General features: G+C 35.4%; 14 protein-coding genes. 9 read left to right on the top strand and 5 right to left on the bottom strand.

Translation table 11 applies throughout. The features are described from left to right. Positions 1-14: 14 nt before the first annotated feature. On the bottom strand, positions 15-929 hold the full coding sequence (locus DFR56_RS01365) for a DMT family transporter (RefSeq protein ID WP_110393630.1): 915 nt from the start codon (positions 927-929) through the stop codon (positions 15-17). A 482-nt stretch (positions 930-1,411) separates the two neighbouring features. Here DFR56_RS01365 and cshA point away from each other — a divergent pair, with 482 nt between their 5' ends. The 5 genes from cshA (at position 1,412) to DFR56_RS01390 (ending at position 7,345) form a co-directional block, all read left to right on the top strand. After that, positions 1,412-2,881 carry a degradosome RNA helicase CshA gene (gene cshA / locus DFR56_RS01370; RefSeq protein WP_110393631.1) on the top strand — a complete coding sequence of 490 codons (1,470 nt, stop codon included), beginning with the start codon at positions 1,412-1,414 and terminating at the stop codon, positions 2,879-2,881. 311 nt (positions 2,882-3,192) lie between these two features. Then, positions 3,193-3,672 carry a PH domain-containing protein gene (locus DFR56_RS01375; RefSeq protein WP_110393632.1) on the top strand — a complete coding sequence of 160 codons (480 nt, stop codon included), beginning with the start codon at positions 3,193-3,195 and terminating at the stop codon, positions 3,670-3,672. Continuing rightward, entirely contained in the window at positions 3,665-5,233 is a 1,569-nt protein-coding gene (locus DFR56_RS01380) for a PH domain-containing protein (RefSeq protein WP_158525454.1), read from the top strand. The genes DFR56_RS01375 and DFR56_RS01380 overlap by 8 nt, the downstream gene beginning before the upstream one ends. A 116-nt stretch (positions 5,234-5,349) precedes the next feature. Further along, complete coding sequence (locus DFR56_RS01385) at positions 5,350-6,285, top strand: MBL fold metallo-hydrolase (protein WP_110393634.1); 936 nt, start codon at positions 5,350-5,352, stop codon at positions 6,283-6,285. A 181-nt stretch (positions 6,286-6,466) separates the two neighbouring features. Further along, entirely contained in the window at positions 6,467-7,345 is an 879-nt protein-coding gene (locus DFR56_RS01390; protein WP_244916392.1) for an LCP family glycopolymer transferase, read from the top strand. Between the two features lie 44 nt (positions 7,346-7,389). Here DFR56_RS01390 and DFR56_RS01395 read toward each other — a convergent pair whose 3' ends face one another. From DFR56_RS01395 to DFR56_RS01410, 4 genes are all read right to left on the bottom strand, one after another. After that, positions 7,390-7,986, bottom strand: a complete 597-nt coding sequence (locus tag DFR56_RS01395) for a class I SAM-dependent methyltransferase (RefSeq protein WP_110393636.1) — start codon at positions 7,984-7,986, stop codon at positions 7,390-7,392. An 8-nt stretch (positions 7,987-7,994) separates the two neighbouring features. Beyond that, on the bottom strand, positions 7,995-8,252 hold the full coding sequence (locus tag DFR56_RS01400; protein ID WP_110393637.1) for a DUF3006 domain-containing protein: 258 nt from the start codon (positions 8,250-8,252) through the stop codon (positions 7,995-7,997). Beyond that, positions 8,253-9,362, bottom strand: a complete 1,110-nt coding sequence (locus DFR56_RS01405) for an MBL fold metallo-hydrolase (protein ID WP_110393638.1) — start codon at positions 9,360-9,362, stop codon at positions 8,253-8,255. A gap of 180 nt (positions 9,363-9,542) precedes the next feature. Then, positions 9,543-11,384: an SLC13 family permease gene (locus tag DFR56_RS01410; protein ID WP_110393639.1), complete on the bottom strand. Its 1,842-nt coding sequence runs from the start codon at positions 11,382-11,384 to the stop codon at positions 9,543-9,545. Positions 11,385-11,885: 501 nt separating this feature from the next. Here DFR56_RS01410 and DFR56_RS01415 point away from each other — a divergent pair. From DFR56_RS01415 to DFR56_RS01430, 4 genes are all read left to right on the top strand, one after another. Beyond that, entirely contained in the window at positions 11,886-12,710 is an 825-nt protein-coding gene (locus DFR56_RS01415; RefSeq protein WP_110393640.1) for a basic amino acid ABC transporter substrate-binding protein, read from the top strand. A gap of 100 nt (positions 12,711-12,810) precedes the next feature. Beyond that, positions 12,811-13,557 carry an amino acid ABC transporter permease gene (locus tag DFR56_RS01420; protein ID WP_207521160.1) on the top strand — a complete coding sequence of 249 codons (747 nt, stop codon included), beginning with the start codon at positions 12,811-12,813 and terminating at the stop codon, positions 13,555-13,557. Positions 13,558-13,562: 5 nt separating this feature from the next. Beyond that, positions 13,563-14,285 carry an amino acid ABC transporter ATP-binding protein gene (locus tag DFR56_RS01425; protein WP_110393641.1) on the top strand — a complete coding sequence of 241 codons (723 nt, stop codon included), beginning with the start codon at positions 13,563-13,565 and terminating at the stop codon, positions 14,283-14,285. A gap of 236 nt (positions 14,286-14,521) precedes the next feature. Further along, positions 14,522-15,358, top strand: coding sequence for a transporter substrate-binding domain-containing protein (locus DFR56_RS01430; protein WP_110393642.1), 837 nt, complete (start codon positions 14,522-14,524; stop codon positions 15,356-15,358). The last annotated feature ends 16 nt before the right edge of the window (positions 15,359-15,374 follow it).

Below are 15,374 nucleotides of genomic sequence, written 5' to 3' on the forward strand. Positions count from 1 at the left end.
CTGCGAAAGTTGAGTTAATCAGAGGAACGACTATGGGAAATAGTGACACGTGATTTTCTAGTTGTACTCATAATAAATAAAAATAGACCAAAAATGACGATGGTTCCACCAAGCCATTGGGAATAGGTGACACTTTCCCCTAAAATAAAGTAGGCTAAGACAGTTGCACCAATTGGTTCAAAAACAATTGCCATGGAGATCGTCGATGTGCTCATCCATTTTAACGCCCAGTTGAATAGTGTATGTCCTAAAAACGTCGGTATAATGGCAAGAGCTATAAATAATCCCCAGTGGAAAGAAGAATAACTAAAGAAATTATTTCCAAGTACTACATTGTAGAGTAATAATGTAATCGAACTGATGCCATAAACGATAAATGTATAGGTCATTAATGAAAGACGACGACGTAATTTTTGTCCAAGTAAAAAATAGCCAGTTACGGTTACAGCACCTAATAGGGCAAGGATATCACCAAGTAATGCGAGACCACTAATATGAAAATCTCCCCAGCTGATAATAAAGCTTCCGAATAAAGTAATCAGCATACTAATAATAGCTGCGACCGAAAAACGTTCACCAAAAAAAAAGTATGTCCCAATAAAAGCAAAAATGGGCTGTAATGTAACGAGAACGACTGAACTTGCAACAGATGTATAGTTTAAAGATTCAAACCAAAGAATAAAGTGAAGTGCTAAAAAAATACCCGATAATGTTGCCAAGATCCAGTCACGTTTCATAATCGAACGCAATTCTTGTTTATATTTTAAAACAATATAGGGAGCCATCATAAGAACAGCAAAAAATAATCGGTAAAATGCAATCATTCCTGCTGGTGCATCACTTGCTAATTTTACAATGATTGCAGATGTCGAGACGGCGATTACACCGACCACAACTGCGATGTATGGATTAAATGGAGGGAAACGCAAGATAACTTCTCCTTTTAAGTATCAATATTTATTGGTAACATTAGTATTATATCGTATTTTGTCTTTTAATCATAAAAAAGAAAAGTAAAAACGAATAATTTTTAAAGATCATTATCCAAAATGTGAAAACAGTAACTAGTGGATATGCATGGAAACAATATGCTATACTTATAAAGCTGTATATACATGAGTGATGGAGAAAAGCAGCCATGATGGAGGAAGCCTCCTGCAACTTTAAGGATTCAATAATGGAAAAAACTTAATTGATGTTGGACCAATCTTTTAAGATATATAAAGGAAAAGTGATATATAGATAACGTGTTATCTATAAAGTGTACGTTCAAAAAGTTCGCTGATATTGTTTCATTCTAAGTAAACAGTTGTTATGTTAAAAAGAATTTTTTTGAACGACCTCTTAAAGTATTAGATAGAAGGTTTCCGCTTATGTAAAATTTTACAAAGGTAGGAAAAGGAGAAAAAATATGACAACTTTTAAAGAATTAAACGTATCAGCTCCAATTTTAAAGGCGTTGGAGTCAATGGGGTTTGAAGAGGCAACACCAATACAAGCACAAACGATCCCACACGCAATTGAGGGAAAGGACGTTATTGGACAAGCACAAACGGGGACTGGAAAAACAGCAGCATTTGGTATCCCGATGATTGAACTATTTGATGCAAACATAAAAGCTGTACAAGGACTTGTTGTAGCACCGACGAGAGAGCTGGCCATTCAAGTAGCAGCTGAAATTAATCGTTTAGGAAAATTTAAAAGCATTCGTGCATTAGCGGTATATGGTGGGCAACATATGGATCGGCAAATTAGAGCCTTAAAAGATCGCCCGCAAATTGTTGTTGCAACACCAGGTAGATTATTAGACCATTTACGCCGTCGTACGATTCGCTTACATGATATTAAAGTAGCTGTTTTAGACGAAGCAGATGAAATGTTAAACATGGGCTTTATTGATGATATTAAAGAAATTTTAAATGTCATTCCTACAGAGCGCCAAACATTATTATTTTCGGCAACGATGCCAAAAGAAATTCGCGAAATTGCAACGACATTAATGAAGCAACCAGTTGAAATTAAAGTGAAAGCGAAAGAAATGACGGTCGAAAATATTGACCAGTATTTTATGGAAGTTCCAGAGCGTTTTAAATTCGATACATTAACAAATCACTTTGATATTCATTCTCCAACACTTGCGATCGTATTTACTCGTACGAAAAAACGTGTGGATGAAATTACGGACGGTTTACAAGTAAGAGGATTTCGTGCGGAAGGAATACATGGTGATTTAACACAAGGAAAAAGAATGTCTGTATTAAATAAATTTAAACATGGCCGAATTGAGGTTTTAGTTGCGACAGACGTTGCTGCACGTGGTCTTGATATTTCTGGTGTGACACATGTATATAATTTTGATATTCCACAAGACCCTGAAAGCTATGTGCACCGCATTGGTCGTACTGGACGAGCGGGTAGAACAGGTGAAGCAATTTCATTTGTCACACCGCGTGAAATGTCTCATTTGCGACTAATCGAACAAGTAACAAAGAGTAAGATGAAGCGTCTCGTGCCACCGACAAATCAAGAGGCGGCAAGAGGGAAACAACAAGCATCAGCTGAGAAAATGTTACAAACGATTGAAAAGGAAGATTTAAAATCATTCAATCAAACAGCAACTGAATTATTAGAAGATCATGACTCTATTTCGGTTGTTTCTGCAGCATTAAAATTGCTAACGAAAGAACGAAAAGATGTTCCAGTTCGCATTTCATCTGTACAACCAATAAGTGTAAAAAACGTTCGTGGCCGCGAGTCTAAACGACGTCAAAGTGGTAGTGGTGGAAAACGATTTTACGGTAAACGCCCACAAGGTAGTGGCGGAGGACGTGGCGGCCGTCGTCAAGGGAATTTTCAAAAACGCCGTGGTCGTCAAAAGTAAAAGTAAAAAGCTCCTTTAAAAGGGGCTTTTTCCACGTCTAGCGTACTTCAAGTTTCTTCGGGTGAATCTGCAATTTGTGCAGCTAACTTGAGAGTTTGTTTCACGGAACTAATCCAAGAAAACAGCCCATAATTGATTTTCTTAGCACATACTTCGTGAGCCCGGCACATAATCGAATGTTATTCAGCTGAATTCAAACTATTTACCCTAACTGATTGAGATTAACCATCTTCAAATCTAAAATAATTATCAAATTTTTATCCTTCCATATTAAATATGATAAAATAAATTGGACAGTAGGAGGGAACTTAATGAGAAAGCAACCGAAAAATAATATTGCACCTGATGCTATTAAAGCTTGGCGGATAACGGCTTCTATTTTTATGGTTATTTTATGGCTTATTATTATTGCAGGAATAGTAGTCTCCGTTATTTTTCATTTTCCAATCATTTATTCGGGTATCGGTGCTGTAATTGGACTTGTTTGCATTTATGTATTTGTTTTTCTTATCCCAAAATTAAGATATAAAAGATGGCGTTATGAAATCTTTGAACAAGAAATATATATTCAGCACGGGATATTAATCGTAACAAGGACAATTATCCCAATGATTCGTGTACAACACGTAGATACAGAGCAAGGACCGATTTTAAAAAAATATAATTTGGCAACTGTTTCTATTTCTACTGCTGCAACGACACATGAGATACCAGCATTACTAGAAGAAGATGCTTCACAATTACGTGATCGGATTTCAACACTTGCAAGGGTGGATGAAGACGATGTGTAAAGAACAAGATCATGTAAAAAAGAATCATTTAGAAAAAAATACGCAAATAGAACAAGAAGTAGAAGTAGAAGGTCACTTTAGGAAACAGGACCCAGATCCATCTAACCCAAAAGACAGCCTAGAGAAACCACGTCGCCTACATCCAGCAGCAATGTATTTCAACTTAATTAAAGTTATTAAGGAAACGATATTTGGATTAGGGATTGGACTTGTTTTTACGCTAAAAGAATCATTGTTTTATTTTGTTATATTCGTGTCAATCTTTCTTCTTTTATTAATCGTTTCAAGTGTGTTATCTTGGTTAAGGTTTACATATCGAGTGGAAGAAAATGAACTGAGAATTGAACAAGGCGTCTTTATTCGAAAGAAACGATACATATCCATTAATAGGATTCATAAAATCGACTTAACTGCTGATGTTGTTCACCGTTTATTTAAATTAACAAAAGTCCAAATTGATACAGCCAGTAGTGGTGATGGGGCAGAAGTTATGTTAAGTGCGGTAACAATAGCTGATGGTGCGCGATTGCGGCAGGCATTACAATCGGGTAAAAAGAGTACGAAGATGGAGAAGAATCAAGAGGATACAAAAAATCCAACAAAAAAAATCACGTGGAAAAGACTGTTCATTGCAGGGACAACTTCTGGAAGTGTTGGATTTATTCTTATTGCCATGCTTGCTGGTTTTTCGCAAATAGAAGATCTTATTCCACGAAAAATCTATAATTCTACATTTGTCTGGATTACTAGTTTAGGTATCGTATTTATTATTGGATTTATTATTGTTGGACTATTTGTTTTATGGCTGTTAGGAATTGCAGGTACGATGATCAAATACGGTAATTTTACGATTGAAAAACGGGAAAAAGAATTATTTATTAAAAGAGGGCTATTAGAAACGAAAGAATTAACCATTCCTTTTGATCGAATTCAAGCAGTAGGAATCGAACAAAGCATTATTCGGCAACCATTTAAGTTCGTTAGAATTTTTGCAGTCGTTGCTGGAGGCTCATTTGACCAATCGGAGCCATTCCCTGTCCTTTTCCCAATTTTACGTGAGAAGGAAGCAGAACAGTTTTTAGCACAATTTACTTCTGAGCATAATATTGCAACTGATACAGATTTGGTTTCATTAGATAAACGAGGAAGAAAATACTATTTATTTAGCATGTCAATCCTTTTCATTTTAGGATTAATCCCCGTTATTTATTTTTTTCCAGCATATAGTTGGATTCCCATCATATTAATCATTTTAAGTTTAACACTCGGTTGGCTTCAACATAAAGATGGTGGCTATTTTATATCTGGCAAAAGAATTACGATTAGAAGACGTAGACTAAATAAGGTGACGATTACAACCTATCATCGACGGATTCAATCGATTGAAAAATCACAACATAAACTTCAAGCTATAGAAAAAATGGCAACAACAGGTATATCATTAATTGGTTCTGGTGGACTTGGAACTCATTATACGCTACGACATTTAACAGATGAAGATGCAAATAAGATTGCGGATTGGTATAGTTACCGAAAAACAGAGGACGAGAATGGAATTTAACACTTGTCTATCCTAAAAAAATAAGCTAAGCTATTCATAATGAGAATGGGAGGCTTCTTCTCCCACTTTTATTTTTACTAAAAATGAATGATCATTCATTTAAGGAGGTTTCATCAATGATTCAGCAATTAGGAATTGATATGATTACGATACCATTACCGTTTCGGCTTGACCATGTAAATTGTTTTTTAGCAGAAGGAGAAAAGGGCTACATCGTTATTGATACAGGATTAAACGACAAAAGTGCTCAGTCCAGATGGGAAAAGGAACTGAACGAGAAACATGTACAACAAATTATTCTTACTCATTTACATCCAGATCATTGTGGCTATGCTGGAATCTTGCAAACGAAATTGGATGCAACCGTGTCCATGTCAGAAATCGATGCCAAAGCATTGGACAAAATTTGGATAGATGAAGCAATACCGACACTAAAACAAGATTACGAAAGATCAGCAGTACCAGAAAAGTTAGCGAATGGCATATTGACCTTGACTAGAAATTTTATCCCCTCCGTAACACCACGACCGAAGATAGACGCTTATTTACAAGAGGGAGAACTAATTCAAATCGGAAAAGAACAATATGAAGTCATTTTCACCCCAGGACATTCTGCTGGACTCGTTTGTTTTTATCAGCGTGAAAAAAGTGTCTTACTATCAACCGATCATATTTTACCGAAAATCACTCCGAATATCGCCTATTGGTTTTATGGAGATAAAAATCCGCTCTTGTCCTATGAGCAATCTTTACAGAAAATAAAAAGTCTCCATATTGACTATGTTATTCCATCCCATGGAGAGCCATTTTATGATGCGAACAAACGGATTGACGAGATTTGGCAACATCATGAAGAGAGATTTGCACAAACGATTGACGCAATCGGTGGAGGTGCAACTGTCTTTGAAGTATGTGAGAAGTTATTTACTAAGCAATTAAATGTATATGATTATCAATTTGCTATAGGAGAAACAATTGCCCATTTAGAATATTTACGTGACAAAGGTGAGTGTAATAGAGAAGTACAAAATGGGAAATGGGTTTATACATAAAAAAAGTAATTCTATTTTTTCTCATTTATTACATGATAAAAAGTTGTCTTTGAACAAATAAAAGAATATGATATAATTTGTGAGACTAGTAATTTCGGCTGATTTTTTATAATAATCGAAGAATTGATCTGAGGTGTATAATTTGAGAAGAAGTGATCGTAAAAAACCACGGAGATTGTGGTTGAAAATCCCATTAATCATTATTGTTGTACTTGTTTTAGGAATTGGTGGTTATGCATATTCCATTTATCATAATACGAAAAAAACCGTAAATGATCGAATGCATGATCCAGTTGAAACGATTGATACCGATTTAACGAAGAAAAAATTAAATGCGACAGAACGGTTAAATGTATTACTACTAGGAATCGATGCAGAAGAAGACCAAAATGGTCGCTCTGATGCAATCATGATCATGCAATTAGATCCAAAGACGGATGAAATGAAAATTGTTAGTATTCCGCGTGATGCGCGCACTGAAATTATTGGTAAAGGATTCCAAGATAAAATCAATCATGCCTATGCTTTTGGTGGAGCGGATATGTCTATTGCGACAGTCGAAAACTTTCTTGATATTGATATAGATTACTATGTTAGTATTAATATGGATGGTTTAGTAGAGTTAGTTGATGAACTTGGAACAATAACCGTTAGCAATGATATAGCTTGGACAGACAAAAGTTTTGATTTCCCTGAAGGGATCGTCGAAATGAATGGTGATAAGACGAAGGCATATGTAAGAATGCGTAAAAAAGACCCTTCTGGCGACTTTGGACGTACCACTCGTCATCGTAAAGTAATTGAGGGGATTTTACATGAAGGTGCTTCCGTCGGTTCAGTACCGAAATTTAGTGGAATGGTCGATATTTTAGGGAATAATATGACTACAAATATGGACTTTGAAGATATGAAAAAACTATTCGCCGGTTATAAAGATACACGTAGAAATGTCACCGAATACATGGTAGATGGTGAGGGGCAAACGATCGATGGTATCTACTATTTAATTGTTCCTGATGAAGAAGTACAAAAAGCGCATGACTTATTAACCCAATCGTAATGGAAAAATCCTATGTTAGATTATTTTCTAACATAGGATTTTTATCATTTTTGAATGACGACTTGAATAACATGTCCGACACCAGTATGGCGATATCCTTCCTGCCGATTTGCCTCCCCATAATAAAAATGACTACATTCATATGGCTTGATCCAATTTAGTATATCGATCGGATCGTATAAATAATGAATATTACCAGGGCCACCTGTATCATATTTTATTTGTTTTTCAGAATATATTTCAAAAAGAACATAACCACCAGATCGAACCGAATCAATTATATTCGTAATAAATTTTCTTTGATTCGTTTTTTCAACATGCCCGAAAACCATGATCGCACCATCATATTTTTTCTCCGGCTTCGTCTTCGTTAAGTCTGCTTCAACTGTTTTAATGGTAACATTATTTTCTTTTGCTAGTAATATTGCATGACGAAGACCAACGGAAGATAAGTCATAAGCTGTAACATCATACCCTAACTTTGCTAAATATATGGCATTTCTACCTTCCCCTTCAGCAAAACAAGCTATCTTTGAAGAAGAGGGAAATAAATAACTCTTTTCTTGAATAAAAGCGTTAGCTGTTTTCCCATATGTAAATGGTTTTTCTGAAAATTGGTTATCCCATTTTTCTTTTGGCATATTTTTATTCACCTCTTAAATTTACTTCCCTGTTTCTTTTTTTGAAGCTTTTTCATTAATAATTGCGTTTTTTTCTTTGCCTGAATTGTTTCCTTTTCATCGATCGATAATATGGTAAATTCTCCAGCTGTTTTTGCAATATGATACCAAGTGCCAACTTCACTATCAGAAGGTAGATCTTCCGCACGTAATGTAAATTCTGCATTCAACTCATGAACGAGAACGACTGCAATACCATCTTCTATGCGATCAAGTACACCTTTCATTTAGTTTCCTCCTATACAAGCTTTTTCCTCCGCTTTTATATCCTTTAATCTCGCCGAACTAATTCCGTTTATCCTCATTAGATCATCAATCGAATGAAAAGGTCGCAATTGAATGATTTCTTCCGCTCTAGTTTCACCAATATGGACAATCTTTACTAGTTCTTGTTTTGTTGCACGATTGATGTCAATACAATCGTCATTTGGCTTCTTGTCCTCTTTCGCGTCAATTTCAGTTTCAATGGTTGACTTAACACCATCAGTCTTGACCATAATCGTCCCATGCATATCAGTTCCATATAAAGGAATCTCTTTTTCTGCAAATAGGTCCACAACTTCCTCATTTGGATGTCCATATGAATTGCCAGCCCCAGCACTATATATAGCATATTTCGGTTGAACAGCCTCAATGAACTCCGGATCACTTGACGTTTTAGAACCGTGATGCCCAAGCTGTAAAAAATCAGCCTGAATGTCGTCAGTTCTCTGGATTATTTGGCGTTCTTGCTTTTTATAAGCATCCCCAGTAAATAAAAAGGAAACTTCTCCATAAGTAAAACGAATCGATAAAGAATCTTCATTTAGCCCACCAGTTAAACTCTCTGGGTGTAGGACAACTAGTTCAAGTGATCCAATATCAAAAATATCACCAGCTGTTGGCTCTTCATAATTAGCATCACTTTCAAGTACCGCTTCCATTGCAGATTGGAAAAGTTTCGTATTCGTGCTATTTCCAGACATCCAAACTTCTCCAACGTCAAAATTTTTCATTACGTTTTCCAATTGCCCAATATGGTCGGCATGTGGATGGCTAATAATAATGACATCGATAAAATGTACATTCTCCTTTTGTAAATAAGGAACTACTTCGTTTCCTTGCCAGTCTCCTGTGTCGTATAAGATCGTATACTCTGTATTTTCATCTACATATTGAAATAAAGTGGCATCTCCTTGTCCAACATCGATGTAATGGACAGTTAATTGATTTTGTACCGTTTTTGTTGCTTCGTCTGTACTGTTTCCAATTTGCTTCGTTGGGCTACCTGCTGTGGTATTTTGACAGCCTAATAAAAGAATCAAAAATAGAAACATGATCTGTATCTGTTTATGCATGCGATTACTCCATTCTTTTTATCGTATGGCTAGACTAACAGACATGATAGAAAATTTCCAGAAAAAATGTGAATAGTTGGTGCTTTTGTTCGTTACAATGTAGCAAAACATAGATTCATAACCTTAAAAATAAAAATCACCGATTAAAAAAGTTAACCAGTGATTGGATGAATTGACAGATTAAAAAGGGTAGAAAATTGGGATGAAAATAATAAGGATAACGGCTAAAAATAATTGTAATGGTATACCGATTTTTACATAGTCTTTAAAACGATATCCGCCAGCATTCATGACAAGCGCATTTGTCGGTGATGCAACAGGTGTGGCAAAAGCCATGCTTGCAGCAACTGCAACCGTAATCACGAATGGATATGGACTAACTCCAAGCTCCATAGCGGTAGTAATGGCGATTGGGGCAAAAATTACTGCTGTTGCTGTATTACTAATAAACTGGCTTAATGTCGTAGTTAATAGATAAAACCCTATTAATACAGCAAGTGGTCCATAATCACCTAATAATTGAATAACAGAATCACTAAGATATTTTACTCCACCAGTATTTTCTAATGCAGTTGCCATTGGAAGCATAGCAGCAATTAAAATGACCGATTCCCAATTTATTTTTTGATACCCATCTCCAATGGAGCGAACACATCCAGTTACAACCATTAAAAATGCTGCAACTAGTACCGTAATAACAGGATCAATAAGTTCTAACGTCATTAAAAGGAGCATCAATAGCATAATGGCTGCAGCAATTGGTGCTTTTCCACGAGCAACTTCTGTAGAAGCCACATCTGAAACCCTGCCAACCACAATCACATCATTTGATGTTTTAGCAAGTGCCTCTATTTTATCCCACTCACCATGCACGAGTAGGGCATCACCATGTTGTAATTTAACTTTACATGCATCTGTTTGTATGTATTTTCCGTTTCGATATATTGCAAGAACCGAACAATTATATTTTTTCCGAAAATGTAGATCACGAATTGTTTGATGTTCAAAATTAGAATGCGGTGGTATGATCATTTCTGAAATGCCAAACCGATTAGATAATAAATATTTTCTCGCTTGTAACGTTGTTTCTTCTGAAAGTTGTATCATATCATAACGTTCAATGAATCTACTTACTTCTTCTGGTTCACCTAAAAGCAGGACAATATCTCCTGCCTGTAATGTCGTTCGAGCTTTTGGAATAACGTGAGTCCATTGTTGTAAAGTTGAAAGACCACGTCCATTTTTTCGTTCAATCGCCACGACAGTGATATTATATGTATTCGTTAATTGTAATGAAGCGAGCGTTTGATCAATTAAACGGGAATGCTTCTTTACTTCAACCATATGTAAAAAGTGATAAATCTTATACATACCAGCTAATTGATTTGGGTCGATTGTATCATTATTTATTTCATTTACAGTATGATTTGGCAACAGTTTTTTTCCGATTGTCATCATAAATATAATCCCGGAAATAAGTGCTACAAGGCCAATAGGCGTAAAATCAAAAAAACTCATCGGGTCATAGTTATTATCCTTGAGCATATTGCTTACGACAAGGTTAGGTGGTGTCCCTATTAAAGTAAGAGCTCCTCCTAAACTACTTGCGAATGCTAAAGGAATTAATAATTTTGTTGGGATAATTTTCATACTTATTGCGATACTAATAACAACAGGGAGAAGAACAGCAACTGTTCCAGTATTACTCATAAAGGCACTAAAAATCCCGACGGTAAACATAATAATAACTAGTAGTCTATTTTCACTATTATTACCAAGTTGAATTAACTTATTACCAATTTGCTTTGCCAGTCCTGTATTAAAAATACCTGCACCAACGATAAATAAACTTGCGATCATAATAACGACAGAATTTGAAAATCCAGCCAAAGCTTCTGAAGGAGTAATGATTCCAAACAAAGTTAGTGCTAATAAAGAGCCAATAGCAATAATATCAGAACGATATTTTCCATACATAAAAAGAAGAGTCGTGATGATTAGAATAATAAAAGTAGTTTTCATATAGGTACATTCTCCTCGTTCTTAATCACTATTATCATAACAAAGGCTGACATTGGAATCTATGTATATATAAGCACATTTATCCCACAAAACTAAAAAGGATATTTTGCCGCTGCGATTGTTCGTTACCCAATATCTAATAAATGGACTTCGCGGTTACGATTAATCGCTGTTCGCTACCTTAAAGACCGAAAAAGCTTTTCTCAGTCGCGATTAGTGATTATTCGTTATCCAAAAAACCGCAAAAGACGTTTCCCTATCGTTATTCGTTATCGCGAACCCTGATATTGTTATTTATAAAGCTATCCATCAATCGTTTCGGATAATGAAATCATCTTTCAAGTTTTTTGAATTTTTATTGAATAGACTAATGTATTAAAGTATAATGTTTGTAATAGATACTAGAATATAGAAATTATTGAAAAAAGGGGGTAAATGATAAAAGTTGCTCTCATTGTTGAAAGCGGTTTCAAAAAAATAATTATCTAGGGGGATAAACAATTGAAAAAGTTGATGCGTTTTCTTTCGATTACTTTTCTTTTGGTTAGTCTAACTGCCTTGTTATTTGCTTGTGGAGGGGACAGTGGAACAGATAAGGAATCATCAGGTAATTCTAGTGAGACAAGTGAACCTGCTGATTCTGATGGTGAAATACAAAAACTAGTAGTTGGGACAGATGCGACTTACGCTCCAATGGAATATATGGATGACAGCGGAGAAATCGTCGGTATCGATATCGATATCGTCAATGCAATTGCCGAGGAAGTTGGGATCGAAGTAGAGTTTAAAAATATTGGTTGGGATCCATTATTTCCTGCGGTAAAAAATGGAGAGGTTGATTTTGCAGTCTCTTCGATAACGATTACAGAAGAACGTGAGGAAGAGTTTGATTTTACAGATCCTTATTATACTGCCAATCAATTAATTCTCGTTCCAGAAGATAGTGATATTTCTAGTTTTGCCGACTTAAAAGATAAAAAAGTTTCCGTACAAATAAATACGACAGGACATATCGTCGTAAAAGAGTTACAAGGAGAGACAAGTACGAATATTGTTGCAGCAGAAACGATGCCACTAGCAATTAGTGAAATGATCAATGGAAATGCGGACGCTTCTGTTGGAGATAACTCAACAGTGAATGAATACATCAAAAACAATCCAAATGTAGAGGTGACAACGATTGAGGATAGTAGTTTTGAAAAAGAATATTACGGGTTGATGGTTAAAAAAGGGAATACAGAAGTAGTGGAATTATTAAATGAGGGTATTCAAAAGTTAAAAGAAAATGGAAAATTAGAAGAAATTACTGGTTTTAAAGTCGAGTAACATTCATTTTTAATTAGAGTTATTTCTTTTCAAAAGACTTTTACCATCTGTCCGTTTACGTTACGGACAGATAGCCTTTTTTACAGGATAAGCTTTCATTATGGAGGTGGTCATCATCGAATTTTTTGAATCAATTCGTTTCGATATTCTTTGGAATTATAGAAGTCTTTTTATTCATGGGATTTGGATAACGTTAGGACTAACGGTAGTTGGCTATACATGTGGAATAATACTTGGTTTATTATTTGGTCTTGGTAAAATGTCCAATAAAAAGTGGATTCATTATCCTAGTAGATGGTATATAGACTTTTTTCGTGGCACTCCGCTCCTTGTACAAATCTTACTTATCCACATAGCAGTCATTCCTACTATTTTTGGTCAATCATTAGGATTTTTTGTATCAGGGGCTTTGGCTCTATCACTGAACTGTGGGGCTTATACAGCTGAAATTATTCGGGCTGGAATTCAGTCACTTGATAAAGGACAAATGGAAGCAGCTCGTTCATTGGGGATGCCACATAATATGGCAATGAAACATATCATTTTACCTCAAGCATTAAGGCGTATGGTACCGCCACTTGGAAATGAATTAATTGCTTTATTAAAGGACTCATCCTTGGTTACTGTTATAGCGGCAACAGATATTTTATATGCAGCTAAAATTGTTCAAGGTGCTACCTTTAGAGTGTGGGAACCATATATTCTTGCTGCGATTATGTATTTATTTTTAACATATATCGTTACAAAAATAGTTGCTTATGTAGAAAAAAGGTTTAGTACAAGTTATGTTCCGTCGAAAAGGCCGAAAATCTTTTCGCTTAGTCGAACATTTACGGGCGGAAGGTGATAAAAATGATAAAAATTGATGGGCTCGTAAAATCATATGGAGAACTTGAAGTTTTAAAAGGAATTGATTATGAAGTAAAAGAAAAAGAAGTGATTTGTATTATTGGAGCGAGTGGTTCTGGTAAGAGTACGCTTTTACGATGTATTAATTTACTTGAGGAAATTACAGATGGTGCAATATATATTGAAAATGTAAAAGTGAATGATCCGAAAACAAATATAAATGACATTCGTAAAGATGTAGGAATGGTATTTCAACAATTTAATTTATTTCCACATATGAATGTGTTAGATAATATTACGATTGCACCTAGAAAGATTCGTCATATGGATCCGAAAGAAGCGGAGGAACTGGCTCATGAACTTTTGGCAAAGGTTGGTTTAGGTGATAAAGCAAACAATTATCCAGAACAGCTTTCAGGTGGACAGATGCAACGTGTCGCCATTGCAAGAGCACTTGCGATGAAACCGAAAGTAATGCTATTTGATGAACCAACATCTGCACTCGATCCAGAAATGGTGAAAGAAGTATTAGACGTCATGAAAGATTTGGCTAAAGAAGGAATGACGATGGTCGTTGTCACACATGAAATGGGGTTTGCAAGAGAAGTTGCTGATAGGGTGCTTTTCATTGATGGTGGTTTTCTCGTTGAAGAAGGGACACCTGAGGAATTATTTGGTCATCCACAAAACGAGCGGACGAAGGCATTTTTAGGCAAAATATTGTAAGAAATTAATGTTAAATGAAAATGGTGCCAATCTATCCAATTATATAACTCATTGGAAAAAACTTTTCATTTCATTTTTGAGGCTTACTACCTATATTTTATCTATGTTTCTAGTGAAAATAACGGTTACTAGAATATAGCGAATTATTCTTATAAATTAGAATAATCCTTTTTTATTACATTTTCTATGTTATAATACGTTTATAGTTCGACAAATTACTACACAGGGGGTTTACAATGTATAAGAAATTTTTATTAGCATTAATCTTAGGACTATTAATTGGTGTTTTGGCAGCATGTGGTGATTCGTCTAAAGATGAAGAGAAGTCTGACACGAACGAAAGTGAAAGCGCTAACGAAGAAGAGGCAACAAATGATGACGCTTCAGACAAAGAAGTGTATACGGTTGCAACGGACAATGGATATGTACCATTTGAATTCATTGATGAAGATTCGGGAGACCTTGTTGGATTTGATATCGATTTAATTAATGCGCTTGCAGAAGAAGCTGGAATTGAAATCGAATTTGAAGTACTTGAGTTTGATGGAATTGTAGCTGGTGTGAGTTCAGGTCGATTTGATGTCGGTATTGCAGGAATGACAATTACAGAAGAGCGACAAGAATCAATTGATTTTACACAGCCTTATTATGAAGCAGGATTAATTCTAGCGGTTAAAGAAGGAAATGAAGAGATTCAATCAATCGATGATGTCGATGGAAAAGTAGTTGCTACACGTACTGGTTCTACGAGTCAAGAATATTTAGAAGCAAATACGGAAGCAAATGCTGAAGCTTTTCCTGGAATTATAGAAGCATACCAAAATGTTTTAGCTGGAAGAGCGGATGCAGTGTTATATGATTTACCGAATGTTTCTTACTACTCTGAAAAAGAAGCGGGTGGAGAATTAAAAACAGTTGGTGAAAAATTAACAGGGGAAGATTATGGAATCGCATTCCCGAAAGGTTCAGAACTTCGTGATGTCATTGATGATGCACTTACTTCATTAAAAGAAAATGGTACGTACGATGACATTTATGAAGAGTGGTTCGGAGAGCGTCCAGAAGGCACTTAATAAAAAAACTAAAAAG

Source organism: Pseudogracilibacillus auburnensis (genome assembly GCF_003201975.1).
In the GTDB taxonomy this organism is placed as follows: domain Bacteria; phylum Bacillota; class Bacilli; order Bacillales; family Amphibacillaceae; genus Pseudogracilibacillus; species Pseudogracilibacillus auburnensis.

Coding starts and splice junctions, on each gene's coding strand:
- cshA (WP_110393631.1), top strand. CDS start 1,412: ATGACAACTTTTAAAGAATTAAACGTATCAGCTCCAATTTTAAAGGCG.
- DFR56_RS01375 (WP_110393632.1), top strand. CDS start 3,193: ATGAGAAAGCAACCGAAAAATAATATTGCACCTGATGCTATTAAAGCT.
- DFR56_RS01380 (WP_158525454.1), top strand. CDS start 3,665: ATGTGTAAAGAACAAGATCATGTAAAAAAGAATCATTTAGAAAAAAAT.
- DFR56_RS01385 (WP_110393634.1), top strand. CDS start 5,350: ATGATTCAGCAATTAGGAATTGATATGATTACGATACCATTACCGTTT.
- DFR56_RS01395 (WP_110393636.1), bottom strand. CDS start 7,986: ATGCCAAAAGAAAAATGGGATAACCAATTTTCAGAAAAACCATTTACA.
- DFR56_RS01400 (WP_110393637.1), bottom strand. CDS start 8,252: ATGAAAGGTGTACTTGATCGCATAGAAGATGGTATTGCAGTCGTTCTC.
- DFR56_RS01405 (WP_110393638.1), bottom strand. CDS start 9,362: ATGCATAAACAGATACAGATCATGTTTCTATTTTTGATTCTTTTATTA.
- DFR56_RS01410 (WP_110393639.1), bottom strand. CDS start 11,384: ATGAAAACTACTTTTATTATTCTAATCATCACGACTCTTCTTTTTATG.
- DFR56_RS01420 (WP_207521160.1), top strand. CDS start 12,811: ATGGAGGTGGTCATCATCGAATTTTTTGAATCAATTCGTTTCGATATT.
- DFR56_RS01425 (WP_110393641.1), top strand. CDS start 13,563: ATGATAAAAATTGATGGGCTCGTAAAATCATATGGAGAACTTGAAGTT.
- DFR56_RS01430 (WP_110393642.1), top strand. CDS start 14,522: ATGTATAAGAAATTTTTATTAGCATTAATCTTAGGACTATTAATTGGT.